The organism is Kitasatospora sp. NPDC056181 (assembly GCF_042266225.1).
Classification (GTDB): domain Bacteria; phylum Actinomycetota; class Actinomycetes; order Streptomycetales; family Streptomycetaceae; genus Kitasatospora.
The window spans coordinates 1-13,810 of sequence record NZ_JBHJUK010000018.1; the positions used below are offsets into that span (position 1 = coordinate 1).

13 protein-coding genes and 1 pseudogene are annotated in these 13,810 nt (G+C 74.6%); 6 read left to right on the forward strand and 8 right to left on the reverse strand.

The window, feature by feature from the left end:
* Nucleotides 1–48: 48 nt before the first annotated feature.
* Nucleotides 49–630: a maleylpyruvate isomerase N-terminal domain-containing protein gene (locus ACFC1F_RS10185; protein ID WP_376156991.1), complete on the forward strand. Its 582-nt coding sequence runs from the start codon at nt 49–51 to the stop codon at nt 628–630.
* Nucleotides 631–646: 16 nt separating this feature from the next.
* Here ACFC1F_RS10185 and ACFC1F_RS10190 read toward each other — a convergent pair.
* The 3 genes and pseudogenes from ACFC1F_RS10190 to ACFC1F_RS10200 all read right to left on the reverse strand — a co-directional run.
* Nucleotides 647–1,018, reverse strand: a pseudogene (locus ACFC1F_RS10190) (VOC family protein); the annotation flags it as partial.
* 24 nt (nt 1,019–1,042) lie between these two features.
* Nucleotides 1,043–1,633, reverse strand: coding sequence for a GNAT family N-acetyltransferase (locus ACFC1F_RS10195; RefSeq protein WP_376156992.1), 591 nt, complete (start codon nt 1,631–1,633; stop codon nt 1,043–1,045).
* Nucleotides 1,630–2,091: a group II truncated hemoglobin gene (locus ACFC1F_RS10200; protein ID WP_376156993.1), complete on the reverse strand. Its 462-nt coding sequence runs from the start codon at nt 2,089–2,091 to the stop codon at nt 1,630–1,632. Before ACFC1F_RS10200 ends, ACFC1F_RS10195 begins: the two co-directional genes overlap by 4 nt.
* 159 nt (nt 2,092–2,250) lie before the next feature.
* Here ACFC1F_RS10200 and ACFC1F_RS10205 point away from each other — a divergent pair, with 159 nt between their 5' ends.
* From ACFC1F_RS10205 to ACFC1F_RS10215, 3 genes are all read left to right on the forward strand, one after another.
* Nucleotides 2,251–3,054, forward strand: a complete 804-nt coding sequence (locus tag ACFC1F_RS10205; protein ID WP_376156995.1) for an SDR family NAD(P)-dependent oxidoreductase — start codon at nt 2,251–2,253, stop codon at nt 3,052–3,054.
* Between the two features lie 103 nt (nt 3,055–3,157).
* Nucleotides 3,158–3,607 carry a MerR family transcriptional regulator gene (locus tag ACFC1F_RS10210; RefSeq protein ID WP_376156997.1) on the forward strand — a complete coding sequence of 150 codons (450 nt, stop codon included), beginning with the start codon at nt 3,158–3,160 and terminating at the stop codon, nt 3,605–3,607.
* 60 nt (nt 3,608–3,667) lie between these two features.
* The gene (locus ACFC1F_RS10215; protein ID WP_209414442.1) at nt 3,668–5,200 is read left to right on the forward strand and encodes an AMP-binding protein; all 1,533 of its coding nucleotides are present in this window, start codon (nt 3,668–3,670) and stop codon (nt 5,198–5,200) included.
* Here the strand turns inward: ACFC1F_RS10215 and ACFC1F_RS10220 are convergent.
* Nucleotides 5,193–5,963: a LuxR C-terminal-related transcriptional regulator gene (locus tag ACFC1F_RS10220; protein WP_376156999.1), complete on the reverse strand. Its 771-nt coding sequence runs from the start codon at nt 5,961–5,963 to the stop codon at nt 5,193–5,195. The two genes, ACFC1F_RS10215 and ACFC1F_RS10220, sit on opposite strands and share 8 nt — an antisense overlap.
* 158 nt (nt 5,964–6,121) lie before the next feature.
* On the opposite strand from ACFC1F_RS10220, the gene ACFC1F_RS10225 reads away from it, so the two are divergent.
* A complete protein-coding gene (locus ACFC1F_RS10225; protein ID WP_376157001.1) occupies nt 6,122–6,955 on the forward strand; it encodes a TIGR03084 family metal-binding protein in 834 nt (277 codons plus the stop codon).
* A gap of 145 nt (nt 6,956–7,100) precedes the next feature.
* On the opposite strand, the gene ACFC1F_RS10230 is transcribed toward ACFC1F_RS10225, so the two are convergent.
* Nucleotides 7,101–8,000, reverse strand: a complete 900-nt coding sequence (locus ACFC1F_RS10230; protein ID WP_376157003.1) for an alpha/beta fold hydrolase — start codon at nt 7,998–8,000, stop codon at nt 7,101–7,103.
* A 73-nt stretch (nt 8,001–8,073) separates the two neighbouring features.
* Here ACFC1F_RS10230 and ACFC1F_RS10235 point away from each other — a divergent pair, with 73 nt between their 5' ends.
* Complete coding sequence (locus ACFC1F_RS10235) at nt 8,074–8,727, forward strand: TetR/AcrR family transcriptional regulator (protein WP_376157004.1); 654 nt, start codon at nt 8,074–8,076, stop codon at nt 8,725–8,727.
* 204 nt (nt 8,728–8,931) lie between these two features.
* Here the strand turns inward: ACFC1F_RS10235 and ACFC1F_RS10240 are convergent, their stop codons facing one another.
* The 3 genes from ACFC1F_RS10240 to ACFC1F_RS10250 form a co-directional block, all read right to left on the reverse strand.
* Nucleotides 8,932–9,696 (reverse strand): DUF4232 domain-containing protein, encoded by a 765-nt coding sequence (locus ACFC1F_RS10240; RefSeq protein WP_376157006.1) that lies wholly within the window; start codon nt 9,694–9,696, stop codon nt 8,932–8,934.
* 40 nt (nt 9,697–9,736) lie between these two features.
* Nucleotides 9,737–10,165, reverse strand: a complete 429-nt coding sequence (locus ACFC1F_RS10245) for an NUDIX domain-containing protein (RefSeq protein WP_376157007.1) — start codon at nt 10,163–10,165, stop codon at nt 9,737–9,739.
* Between the two features lie 92 nt (nt 10,166–10,257).
* Entirely contained in the window at nt 10,258–13,659 is a 3,402-nt protein-coding gene (locus tag ACFC1F_RS10250; protein ID WP_376157009.1) for an error-prone DNA polymerase, read from the reverse strand.
* Nucleotides 13,660–13,810 lie beyond the last annotated feature (151 nt).

Here is a 13,810-nt window from a genome sequence, read left to right on the forward strand (position 1 = left end):
CGACGCGAACCCGCCCCCCGGGCGTTCGCGGATGGAAGGCTGGACGCCATGAACGGAGACGACGTCCGGGCCGCGCTCGGCGAACTGCTGCACGCCCTCGGTCCGCTCACCGACGCCCCCCACGACTGGACGGCGCCCGCCGGACCGCTGGACTGGAGCTGCCGGGAGACCGCCGCCCACGTCGCGCACGACCTGCTCGGCTACGCCGGCCAGCTCGCCGCCCGCCCCGTCGGCCGGTACCTGCCGTTCGACCTCACCGTGCACCCGGAGGCCGGGCCCGCCGAGGTGCTGACGGTGGTGACGGCCGCCGGGCAGCTGCTGGCCACCGCCCTGGACGCCGCACCGCCCGGGCTCCGCGCCTGGCACCACGGGCCGTGCGACCCGCCCGGCTTCGCCGCGATGGGCGTGGCCGAGACCCTGCTGCACACCCACGACATCGCCCTGGGCCTCGGTCTGCCCTGGGAGCCGCCCGCCGGACTCTGCGCGGGGGTGCTCGGGCGGCTCTTCCCCGAGGCGCCGGACGACGGGGACCCGGCCGGGGTACTGCTCTGGTGCACCGGGCGCGGAGAGCTGAACGGCCGCCCGCGCAGGGCCTCGTGGACCTGGCGGGCGGCCGTCGACGACCGGTGACGACGGGTCAGGAGGTGGCCGCCCGCTCGGCGGCGCCGCGCTCGACGCAGAACTCGTTGCCCTCGATGTCGAGCATGGTCACCCAGCCCTTGCCGTCCGGGGTGCGCCGGTCGTCGTGGACGGTGGCGCCCAGCGCCAGCAGGCGCTCCACCTCCTCGTCGCGGGTGCGGTCCTGCGGCTGGAGGTCGAGGTGGACGCGGTTCTTCACCGTCTTGCCCTCGGGCACCTGGATGAACAGCAACGCGGCACCCGGCGACTCCACCAGCGCCTCCGGATCCCCCGGGTTGTCGTCCTCACTGACCTTGCTGTCCAGGACCTCAGCCCAGAACCCGGCGAGGCGGAAGGCGTCGGAACAGTCGATCGTCACATGTCGTACGAGAGAAGCCATGAGGGCCACTCTGACCCCGCCCCCTCACCCCCGTCCAGCGGTTAACCCGGCCGGCCCGGCGGCGTCTCCCCGGTGACGGGTGTGGAGGTGGCCGTCCAGCGGGAACTCCGGCGGCAGGGCCGGCAGGACCGTGTCGAAGCCGTACCCGGCCTTCTCGGCCACCCGGCAGGAGGCCTGGTTGTCCACCTGGTGCAGCAGGTCGAGGCGGAGCAGGCCCTCCCCCGCGAAGGCCGCGAACGCCCAGCCGGTGACCGCCTCCAGCGCGCGGGGCGCCACGCCCCGGCCCCGCGCGGCGGCCGCCGTCCAGTACCCGACCTCGGCGGACGGCCCGCCGGAATCGGCGCGCTTGAGCACCACGTTGGCGACCAGCTCGGCAGGGCCGTCATGCGCGCCCCGCGGTTCGAGGACGGCGAAGCTGTACCGGTCGCCGTCCGCCCAGCCGCGGTACTGCACGTCGAGCCAGCGGGCCGCCTCCTCCGCGTCGGTCACCGAGTTCCGGGTGAAGCGGCGCAGCGTCTCGTCGCGGTAGATCTCGATCAGCGCGGGCGCGTCCTCGTCCCGGAACGGCCTCAGCAGCAGGCCCCCGGCGGCGGGGAGTTCGACGGTGGCCGTCACTTCACCAGTCCGTCCCAGCCCCAGCGCGGCGTCGGCCCCGGGTCCCCGAGGTCCGTGCCGGCCGGCGCCGCCGAGACGTCCTTGGCGATCCTGGTGCCCCAGTCGAAGTACTCCAGCACCCGGCGGCGCAGCAGCTCGTCGTCGGGCAGCTCCTTCTGGACGGCGGCGCCCATCAGCTCCATCCAACGGCCGCGCTGCTCCTCGGTGATGGCGAGGCCCAGGTGCGAGCGGAGCAGCGACTGGTGGCCGCCCAGCTCGCCGGTGAAACGGGCCGGACCGCCGAAGATCTCGCCCAGCCAGACGGCGACGTGCTCGATGTGGGTGGTGGTGAAGTTCGCGAAGACGGGCGCCAGGACCGGGTCGGCGAGGACGCCCTCGTAGAAGGTGTTGCTCAGCCGCCGGAGCGTGTCGATGCCCCCGATGGCCTCGTACAGGTTCTCGGACCGTTCGTCACTCATGCTTGTTCTCCCCGTGCGTGGGTGCGTTGGCACCCACCTAACAGCCTCCGGCGCCCGCCGCCTCCCCCCGGTGGCCCCTGTTCGCGTCCGGCTCAGCAAACGGAGCCCCGGCCCCCGGTTTGACCTTGACGCTGGCGGCAGGGTTGGAGGCTCGCGGACATGAACGGGAACACGCAGCAGGAGAACGCGCAGCAGGAGAACGCGCAGCAGAGCCCGGTGTCCCGGGTCGTGCTGGTCACCGGCGCGGGGACGGGGATCGGGCGGGCCACCGCGCAGGCCTTCGCCGGGCAGGGGCCGGAGGTCGCGGTGGTGGCGGTCGGGCGGCGGGCCGAGCCGCTGGCGGAGACGGCCGGCGGCCACCCCGGGCGGATCCGCCCGCTGGTCGCGGACATCACGGATCCGGGCGCGCCGGAGCGGATCGTGGCCGAGGTGCTGGACCGGTACGGCCGCCTGGACGTGCTGGTCAACAACGCGGGGATCGTCCGCAGCGGCGCCGTCGGCGACCTCACCCGGGACGGGGTCGAGGCACAGCTCGCCACCAACCTGACCGCCGCCGTCCTGCTCGGCCAGGCGGCCCTGCCGCCGCTGGAGGCGGGTCGCGGCGTGATCGTCAACGTCACGACGTCCGTCGGACAGCGCGGCTGGCCGGGCAACTCGGTGTACGCGGCGGGCAAGGCGGCGCTGGAGTCGGTCACCCGCAGCTGGGCGGTGGAGCTGGCGCCGCGCGGCGTCCGGGTGGTGGCGGTCGCGCCGGGGGCGGTCGACACGCCGATCGGCGAGCACTCCGGGCTCAGCGCCGGGCAGCGGGAGGCCGTCCGGCGGTGGCAGATCGCCCACACCCCGCTCGGGCGGATCGGCCGGCCCGCCGAGGTGGCCTGGGCGATCACGCAACTCGCCTCCCCGCAGGCCTCGTTCGTCACCGGAGTAGTGTTGCCGGTGGACGGCGGCGCCGTCGTCGGATGAGACCGCCGGGCCGGGCCCGGTGGGTGGGACCGGTCCGGCCGGTGGACTGTTGAGGCCGGCGGGGCTGCTGAGGCCGGCGGGACCGGCGAGGGAGCGGGGAGCCGTGCTGATCGGAGAGCTGGCCCGGGCGACGGGCAGCACGGCCCGGGCGTTGCGCCACTACGAGCAGGCCGGGCTGATCGGCTCCTCCCGCGCCGCCAACGGCTACCGGGAGTACGACGAGGCGGCGGCCGTCCGGGTGCACAACATCCGCGGCCTGCTGGCCGCCGGGTTCACCCTGGAGGACGTCCGGCTCTTCCTGCCCTGCCTGGACGGGGACGTGCTCGCCGGGCCGCCGTCGGCGGCGGCGGTGCGGCTCGCCCGGGAACGCCTGGCCGTGCTGGAGCGCAGGATCGCCGCGCAGACCGCGGCCCGGGACCGGCTGGTCACCGCCCTGGCGGCGGCGGCGGAGGCGGGGACGACGGAGCAGGGGCCGGCGGGAGCTGCGGAGCGGGAGGCCGCGGGGGCGGCGGAGCGGGAGACGGCGGGGGCCGCCGGCGGCGCGTACGGGTGACGCCCCCGACACCCCCGATCGGGGGTGTGCAGGGAGCGGCGGGCGGAGGACAGTGGGCGCATGCAGATTCCACTCTCCGTGATGGACTTCCTCGACCGGGCCGAGCTGGTCTACGGCGACCGGGTCGGCATCGTCGACGAGCCGGTGCAACCGGCCGAATCCTGGGGCGAGCTCAGCTACCGGCGGGTCGCCGAGCTCGCGCGGGCCCAGGCGGCCGGGCTGGACCGGCTCGGCGTCGGGCCGGGCGAACGGGTCGCGATCGTGTCGCACAACTCGGCCCGCCTGATGACCTCGCTGTACGGCGTGAGCGGGCACGGCCGGGTGCTGGTGCCGGTGAACTTCCGGCTGAGGGCCGAGGAGGTCTCGTACATCGTCGAGCAGAGCGGCGCGTCCGTGCTGCTGGTCGACCCCGAGGTCGCCGAGCCGCTGGCCGGGGTGGCCGCCAAGCACAAGTTCGTGATCGGCCCGGAAAGCGACGCCCTGCTGTACGACTTCGACCACGCGCCGCGCCGGTACGAGATCGGCGAGAACGACACCGCGACGATCAACTACACCAGCGGAACCACCGCGCGCCCCAAGGGCGTTCAGCTCACCCACCGGAACATCTGGCTGAACGCCGTACTGATGGGCCTGCACTTCGGGGCCGGCGACCGGGACGTCTACCTGCACACCCTGCCGATGTTCCACGCCAACGGCTGGGGCCTGCCGTTCGCGCTCACCGGGCTGGGCGCGCAGCACATCGTGCTGCGGAAGGTGGACGGCGCCGAGATCCTGCGCCGGGTCGAGCGGCACGGTGTGACCTTCCTGTGCGGCGCGCCGGCGGTGATCCAGATGGTGCTGGACGCCGCCGCCGACTGGGACGGGCCCGTCCCCGGCCGGGACAAGGTGCGGATCATCGTGGCCGGCGCCCCGCCGCCGACCTCGGTGGTACAGCGGATCGAGGCCGAACTCGGCTGGGAGTTCATGCAGATCTACGGCCTCACCGAGACCTCGCCGGTGGTGACGGTCAACCGCACCCGCCACGAGTGGGACGGACTGCCCGCCGCCGAACGGGCGGAGAAGCTGGTGCAGGCGGGTGCGCCGGCGATCGGCAACCAGGTCCGGGTGGACGACCAGGGCGAGGTGCTGGTCCGCTCCAACGTGGTGCTGGACGGCTACTGGCAGCAGCCGCAGGAGACTTCGGACGCGATCCGGGACGGCTGGTTCCACACCGGCGACGGCGGCACCCTCACCGACGGCTACCTGACCATCTCGGACCGGAAGAAGGACGTCATCATCAGCGGCGGGGAGAACGTCTCCTCGATCGAGGTGGAGGACTGCCTGTACGACCACCCCGCGGTGGGCGAGGTCGCGGTGATCGGCGTGCCGGACGAGAAGTGGGGCGAGACGGTCAAGGCGCTGGTGGTGCTCAAGCCCGGCGCCGAAGCCGGCGAGGCGGAGCTCATCGCGCACTGCAAGCAGCGGCTGGCCGGCTACAAGTCGCCCACCTCGGTGGAGTTCCGGGACGCGCTGCCGCGGACCACCACCGGCAAGCTGCAGAAGTTCCGGCTCCGCGAGCCGTACTGGGCGAACCGGGACCGGATGGTCAACTAGCGGCTTCCAGGAGGCCGGACTCGCGTGCCGCCAGCGCGAGTTCGGTCCGGTTGCGGACGCCGAGCTTGTGCATGGCCGCCTTCAGGTAGCCGGTGACGGTGTTGCAGGTGAGGCCCAGCTGGGCGGCGATCTCCGGATTGGTCCGGCCGGTCGCCGCCCAGCGGAGCACCTCGTGCTCGCGCGGGGTGAGCGGGGTGGCGGGGAGCGCCCTCCGGGTCGGGGACCCGGCCCAGGCGGCGGCTCCCGCCAGCGCCCGGGTGGCCGCCGCGGCGAGCCTGCTCACGGCGGCGATCCGGACGTCCCCGAACGGGACGACCGCGCGCAGCGACGCGTACACCACGCCGTGCACCGTGCCGCCGTGCAGCAGCGGGACGGTGAGCATCGCGTACAGGTCCTCGGCGGTGACGGCGGCGTCGTAGTGGTGCGAGATGGTCGTCGCGGCCCGGTAGTCGGGCACCCAGCTGGGGGCGCGTTCGGCCAGCGCCAGACCGCCGAGGCCGGTCCCGGCGGGGACGGCGAGGTCGTGCAGCAGGTCGGCCCGGGTGCCGTCCCAGTGGCGCAGCACCATGCCGTCGGGGCCGCCGGTCCGCCGGTCCCGGGCGGGGCCGGACGGCTCGGGCACGCCGACCAGCCCCACGTCGACGCCGCAGTCGGCGACCACCCGGCGGGCGAGATCGCCGAGCACGGCGTCCCGGACCAGCGCGGCGGCCCGCGCGGCGAGGTCGTCGGCCTCCCTGGTGGGGGTGTCCGCTGCCCTTGTCACCGCGCGATTCTCACACGCGGTGCGGCCGGTGGCGAGGGTTGCGACATGCGTGTTCGGTGGAGTGGCCGGTGGCGGCGTCGGGTGCGGCGTAGGGTGCGGGCCTGGGTTACCGGCGAGTCACCACGGATGCGATCACTACGGATGCGAGAGGTTTGCCCATGACGACGGAACCGAAGGAGCCGCGCCCCGCGGACGTGCTGACCGGCCTCCTCGACGACCTGCGGGCCGAGAGCGCGGAACTGGACGGCCTGGTGGCCGGCTTGGAGCCGGAGGCCTGGGCCCGCGACACCCCGGCCCAGGGGTGGACGATCGCGCACCAGATCGCCCACCTCGCCTGGACGGACGAGTGGAGCGGGCTCTCCGCGCGCGACCCGGAGGGCTTCGCCGCGGAGGCCGGCCGGGTCTTCGGCGAACTGCGGTCGGAGGGCCTGGACCCGGTGGACGAGGGCGCGGCGCGGGGTGCGGCCGAGGATCCGGCGGCGCTGCTGGCCCGCTGGCGGGCGGGACGGGAGGGGCTGCTGGCCGCCCTGGCCGCGGTGCCCGGCGACGTCCGGCTGCCGTGGTTCGGGCCGCCGATGAAGGCTCCGTCGATGGCCACCGCGCGGCTGATGGAGACCTGGGCGCACGGGCAGGACGTCGCGGACGCGCTCGGCGCGGTCCGCGAGCCGACCGCACGGTTGCGGCACATCGCGCACCTGGGGGTGCGGACCATGGGGTTCGCCTTCTCGCTGCACGGCCTCCCGGCCCCGCAGACCCCGGTCCTGGTGGAACTGACCGCCCCGAACGGCGAGTTGTGGTCGTGGGGCCCGGCGGACGCGGCGGACCGGGTGACCGGGCCCGCACTGGACTTCTGCCTGCTGGTCACCCAGCGCCGGCACCGGGACGACCTGGCCCTGGCCGCCACCGGCGCGACGGCGGCGGCCTGGCTGCCGATCGCCCAGGTCTTCGCGGGCGCCCCCGGGAAGGGGCGGGAGGCGGGGTCCGCGGAGTAGGGCCCGTCGCCGCCGGGCACACGGGAGCCCCCGGCCACAGCCCCTGGCCCGCCGGGTCGTCCGGAGGACATCCAGGGGGCGGCCGGGGTCATCCTGGGGGCTGCCACGACGCGCTCGGACGCGGGCTCGTCGTGGCAGCCCCCGGTCAGCTCCGCGCCTCCCGCCCGCAGGAGGCGATGAACTGCAGCAGGTGTGCGTTGACCAGCTCGGGGCGTTCCAGGTTGAGGCCGTGGCCGGCTCGTTGCACGATCTCGGCCCGGACTCCCGGAACCAGCGCGGCCACCCTCCTCAGCGCCTGGCGCGGCCGGAGCAGGGCGCTGCGGCTGCCCAGCAGGGCGAGGACGGGCAGCCGGATGGAGCCCAGTTCCTCGTCGGTGAACGGCCGGGCCGCGGGGCGGGTGTTCGGCTTGTAGGTCCGCATGGCCAGCATCAGGGGCGCGATCATCTCGGGCGGCGAGCTGAGCGCGGGGTTGGCGAGCAGCCGTCCCAGCGCGGGGCGCAGGCGCCGCGGGGCGAGCATGCCGAACAGGCCGCCGATCATGTGCGCGTAGAACCGCGCGGGGACCTTCTCGATCCCGCCGGGGTCCAGCGACGCGACCGACGCGAGGCGCCCGGGTGCGTGGACGGCCTGGTTCAGGGCCAGCCAGCCGCCGTAGGAGACACCGATCAGGTGGATCCGTTCCAGCCCGAGGCCGGAGAAGACCTCGCCGAGCCAGGCCGCGTTCTCCCGGGAGCCGGCCGCGACGACGCGCTGGACGCTGCGGCCGGGGTCGTCCAGCGTGTCGATCGCGTAGACCGGGTGGTGCTCGCCCAGGGCGGCGATCTGCGGGTACCAGTTGGACGCGTGTCCGGCATGACCGTGCAGCAGCACGACCGGTTCGCCGGTCCGGGATCCGTAGTGGTGGACGTGGACGGTGCCGTAGGTGGTTTCGACGTCGAGTTCCCGGCGGGGGCCCGGCCACAGCCCCATCGCACGGTCGTACGCCTTGAGGAACTTCGCCCGGGCCTCCTCGCTCACGAAGTGCCCGACGCTCGTCCTGGTCATGTCCCCTCCCGGTACACGAAACAGCAGCACTTGATGGTATGTTTGTACCATAAAAATGTTCGAAGGGAACCCGATGCCGAAGCTGGTGGACCACGAGGAACGGCGAGCCCACATCATCGACGCACTGCTCCGCGCGGCGGCGAGCGGAGGCCTGCACGCCGTCACCATGCGGTCCGTCGCGATCGAGGCGGGCGTCTCGGTGCGGCTCGTGCAGTACTACTTCGACACCAAGGAGCAGCTGCTGCTCGCGGCGCTCGCCCGCCTGGCGGTCCGCATGGGCGAGCGGGTCCGCGACCGCACGAGGCTGACCGGCCCCTCGGCGGCCCCGCGGGACGTCATCGAGGCGATCCTGCTCGAAGCCGTGCCGACCGACGAGGAGAGCCGGACCTTCCACCTCGTCTACACCGAGTACGCGGTGCTCTCCGTCACCGACCCCGCACTCGCCGACCAGTCGTTCCTCGCGGCACCCAACGAGATGGAGGGCTTCCTGGTCGGCCTGCTGACCGCCGCCCAGCAGGCCGGGGACGCCGATCCGCGCATGGACGCCCGCCAGGAGGCCGTCGTCCTCCTGGCGGTCTCCGCCGGCCTCGGCCTGAGCGTCCTGCTCGGCCAGCGGACGGCGGACGACGCGACCGCGGTCCTGCACTACCACCTCGGCCGGCTCTTCCCCGGACCCGGGGCGGCCGACGCGCCCCGGCCGGCCGATTCGGTGCGAACGGCTGATTAATCGTCAAAGCCCAACGCCGGAAGGACAAACCACCCTTTCCGGCGATAGGCGGAGTTCGTTGGCGAATGATGGAATTCCCCCACGATCCGCCTCGTCGACCGGCGGATCGTCGAGGCGGACGACGCCTGCCTTCCGATCCCGGCACCCCGTCCCGTCAGAAGCCCCGGCGCGGCGCAGGCACCCCCCACGACTGCGTCGCGCCGGTCACCCGGCCTGAGGGGCGGCGGGCCGCGGAGGGACGGCGGGCCGCGGAGGGACGGCGGGCCGCGGAGGCGTGGTGGCCGGGCGCGCGGGATCCGACTTCGTCCAGGCGGAGAGGCCCAGCTTGCCGGTGGTGCCCAGGTCGAGCTCGGCGGGGACGGTGAGGCGGGGGCGGCCGGGGAGCGGGGCGACGTCGAGGAAGCGGCCGTTGTCGGCCGGCCGGGTGCCGGAGGTGACGGTGTTGCGCCAGGCCAGGGCGAAACTCGCGGACTCCCCCGGCTGGAGCGTCACCGGCTTCGGCGCGGCGTCGAAGGAGTCCAGGGTGGCGATGCCCGCCGAACCGCGCCGGACCGCGATGTCCAGCGGCGCCCGCTCGGCGTCGAGCACGCGCACGTCCGGGTGGCCGTTCAGGGTGTACGGCCCGGTCCCGCAGTTGGTCAGGCGGATCCCCATCACCCGCAGGCCCATCGCGGCGTTCGCCTCCTCCGCGGCCAGCGACACGCCCTCGGGCGAACAGGCCGCGGCGGGAGTGGGGGTGGGTGTGACCGTCTCGGTGACCAGCGGATCGGGCGTCACCAGCCCCGGCGTCCCTCCGCCCGCCCCGGTCACGCCGCCCGCCCCGGTCACGCTCGTGCTGCCGCACCCGGCCGCCAGGGCGGCCCCCGCACAGAGCAGGCCGACGCGCAGGCCGACGCGCACGCCCGCCCGCAGGCCCGTCCTGGCGAGCAGCGGCGTCCGGCGGATTCCGGTCGGCGTCGTCGAGTCCATGGGGACGATCATTGCACGAACGGGCGCGGCGGCCCGGGCTCTACGGCTGCCCGAGCAGGCCGAGGGCGTCGACCGCCGCCGGGGAGAGCATCGGCTCCGTCAGGCCGGAGAGCGGCATCCACCGGGCGCCCGAGGTCGATCCGCCGACCTCGGTGACGACCGGCCGGCCGGGCTCGAGCTCGACGCGGTAGAACAGCCCCACCAGGTGCCAGTGCACGCCGAGCCGGTGGGCCGAGTAGCTCCGCGCGTCCACCAGCCGGGCGCTGCGGAGTTCGAGGCCGGTCTCCTCGTGCAGCTCACGCGCGAGCCTCTCCTGCGGCTGCTCCCCCGGGTCGATCCCGCCACCGGGCAGGTGCCAGAGCCCGGGCAGGAACACCGGCGAGGCGTCGGAGAGTCGCGTCAGCAGGAGCCGCCGCTCCGACGTGGCGATCGCGTACGCCGAAACCCGTGAACGTATCTGCTCGCCCAAGGCGTGCCCCCCGCGTTGACGTCCTGCTTCCATGAACTTCCCGCTGCGGAAGCCCCCTTGATCACGAGCCTACCCCCACCCGCGCGGCGGCCTCAGACCCCCAGCCGCAGCGGGCTCAGCCGGGTGGCGACCAGGTTGGTGGCGCCACGGTCCCGCTCGACGTGGCCGTGGACCAGCAGGCCGGCCCGGTCGAGGGCGGTGCGGCGCTGGGACTCCCAGACGGGGCGGCTGCAGATCACGTTGATCAGGCCGGTCTCGTCCTCCAGGCTGAGGAACAGCACCCCGCCGGCCGTCGGCGGGCGCTGACGGTGCGTCACCAGGCCGCCCACCACCACGGCGGCGCCCGGCTCGACGTCCGGGAGTTGGGCGGCGGACAGTGCGCCACCGCGTTCCAGGTGGGCGCGCAGGTGCTGCACGGGGTGGCTGGTGGCGGAGGTGCCGGTGGCCCAGAGGTCGGCGATGGTCTCCTCGACCGGGGTCATCTCCGGCAGCGGCGGCGCCTCGGTGCCGGGCGTGGTGCCGGGGATCAGCGCCGCCGAGACGCCCGCGTACGCCCCGGCCGCCCAGAGCGCCTGACGCCGGCCCAGCCCGAAACAGCCGAACGCGCCCGCCGTCGCCAGCGCCTCCAGCACCGGCGCGGGCAGTCCCGTCCGACGGGCGAAGTCCTCCAGGTCCGCGTACGGCTGCCCGGCCGCGATCGCCTCGGCCTGCGGGGCGCCGATGCCGCGGACGGTGTCCAGGCCGAGCCGGACGGCGGGCTGCGGCTTGCCCGCGGTGAGCGGCGGCGTGGGCGTCGGCCCCCGGTACGGCTCCAGGGTGGGCCGGGGACCGCTGGCGTTGACGTCGACGCCGCGGACCCGGACACCGTGCCGCCGGGCGTCCGCGATCAGGCTGAGCGGCGAGTAGAAACCCATCGGCTGGTTGGCCAGCAGAGCACAGGTGAAGGCCGCCGGGTAGTGGTACTTGAGCCAGGCGCTCGCGTACACCAGGTAGGCGAAGCTGATCGCGTGGCTCTCCGGGAAGCCGTAGTTGGAGAAGGCCTCGATCTTGGTGTAGACGTCCTCGGCGGTCTCCTCGGGGATGCCGCGCGCGGCCATGCCGCCCAGCAGCCGCTCGCGCAGGCGGGCGACGCGTTCGTGGGAGCGCTTGGAGCCCATCGCCTGGCGCAGCCGGTCGGCCTCGGCGGGGGTGAACCCGGCGCAGTCGATGGCCAGTTGCATCATCTGCTCCTGGAACAGCGGCACCCCGAGGGTCTTGCCGAGCGCGTTCTCCATCAACGGGTGCGGGCAGCCCGCCGCTTCGAGCCCGGCCCGGCGCCGCAGGTACGGGTGGACGGACCCGCCCTGGATCGGCCCCGGGCGGATCAGTGCCACCTCCACCACCAGGTCGTAGAAGTGGTCCGGCTTGAGGCGCGGCAGGGTGGCCATCTGGGCGCGCGACTCGACCTGGAAGACGCCGACCGTGTCGGCCCGGCGCAGCATCGCGTAGACGCCCGGGTCGTCGTCCGGGATGGTGGCCAGGGTGTGGCGCACGCCGTGGTGCTCGGCGATCAGGTCGCAGGTGTCGTGCAGTGCGGCGAGCATGCCGAGGCCGAGGAGGTCGATCTTGACCAGCCCGGCGCCGGCCGTGGAGTCCTTGTCCCACTGCAGCACGGACCGGCCCGGCATCCGGGCCCACTCGGTCGGGCAGATCTCGCCGATCGGCTCCTTGGTGAGCACCATGCCGCCCGAGTGGATGCCCAGGTGGCGGGGCAGGCCGTGGAGTTGTCCGGCCAGGGCGAGCACGTCGGCGGGGATGACGGCGTCCGCGCCGGGCGGTGAACGGAAGTCGCTCTGCCGGCTGAACGCGTCCACCTGCCCCTGCGGGTAGCCGAGGACCCGGGCGGCGTCGCGCAGCGCCAGCCGGGGCCGATAGGTGATCACGTTGGCGACCTGGGCGGCGTGCTCGCGCCCGTAGCGGCGGTAGACGTACTGGATGACCTCCTCGCGGCGGCGGTTCTCGATGTCCAGGTCGATGTCGGGCGGCCCGTCGCGGGCGGTGGAGAGGAAGCGTTCGAAGAGCAGCTTGTAGTGGATCGGGTCGACGGCGGTGATCCCGAGTGCGTAGCAGACCGCCGAGTTGGCCGCCGAACCCCGGCCCTGGCACCAGATGTCCTCGCGGCGGCAGAACTCGACGATGTCGTGGACGATCAGGAAGTAGCCGGCCAGCCGCAGGTCCTCGATGACGTCCAGCTCCTTGGCGAGCTGACGGCGGGCGGGCCCGTTGCCGGGGCCGAAGCGGACCGGGCCGCCCTCGGCGACCAGCGCGCGCAGATGGCCGATCTCGGTCTGCCCGGGCGGGACGGGGAAGCCGGGCAGCTCGGGGTCGAGCCGGGTGAAGTCGAAGGCGCAGGACCGGGCCAGGTCGACGGTGGCCTCCCGGACCCCCGGGAAACGGGCCAGCCGGGCGGCCATCTCCCGGCCCGATCGCAGGTGCGCCGTGCCGGCCGCCTGCGTCCAGCCCGCCGCGTCCTGGAGGGTCCGGCGCTCGTGCAGGGCGGCGAGGCTCTGCGCCAGCCGGCCCTGCGCCGGGCCGGCGTGGTGGGCGTTGGTGGAGGCGACGACGGGCAGGCCGAGCCGGGCGGCGAGGGCGGCCAGGGCGTCGTTGCGCAGGTCGTCGCCGGGCAGCCACTGGTCGATCAGCTCGACGTACACGTTGTCGCGGCCGAACGCCTCGGTGAGGGTGAGGAGTTGCTCCTCGGCACGGAGCCGGCCACCGGTGGGGGGTCGGCCTTCGGCGGGGAGTTTGCCACCGGCGGGGAGTTTGCCGGCGGGGGGTCGGCCGTCGGTGCGGAGTGGGCCACCGGCGAGGAGCCGGTCACCGGCACCACGGGCTGCGCCGTTCGTGGGTGCGACCGGTGGCCGGCCCGTGCCGAGGGCGGCGGGCACCCGGCCGAGGCGGCAGCCGGTGAGCACCGCCCAGTGGCCGTCGTGTGCGTCCGCCAGCGCGGCGAAGTCGTACGCCGGCCTGCCCTTGGCCCCGCCCGCCAGCTGGGCGGCGCTGATCGCCGCGGAGAGACGGCGGTAACCGGCCGGGTCGCGGGCCAGGACGAGCAGGTGCTCGGTCCGTTCGTCCCGGCGCAGGGTCAGCTCGGCGCCGAACACCGTGCCGACCCCCGCCTCCCGGGCCGCTTCGGCGAAACGCACCGCGCCGTAGAGGCCGTCGTGATCGGTGAGCGCGAGCGCCTCGACACCCAGCCTGGCGGCCTCCGCGACCAGTTCCTCGGGGTCGCTGGCGCCGTCGAGGAAGCTGAAGGCGGAGTGCACGTGCAGCTCGGCCCAGGCCGGGGCGGTGGGGCCGGCTTGGTCGGCCGGGTCTGCGGGATGTGCGGGGAGGTGGGCCTCGGTGCGGCGGCGCAGCGGGACGACCGCGCCACCCTCCGGGCCCGGGCCGTCGCCGGCCAGGCGTCGGTGCAGTTCGCTCCAGGGGAGCGTGGGGTGGCTGGTGAATCCCATCGGGGGTGTTGCCTTCGGTCGTGCCTGTGTCGTGCGCGTGGTGCCCGTGTCGTGCCGGTGATGCCGTGTCGTGCCTGCGGTGCCTGTTTCGTGCCTGCGGTTCCTGTTTCGTGCCTGCTTTCGTGACGTGCCTGTTCTGGTGCCTCCCCCC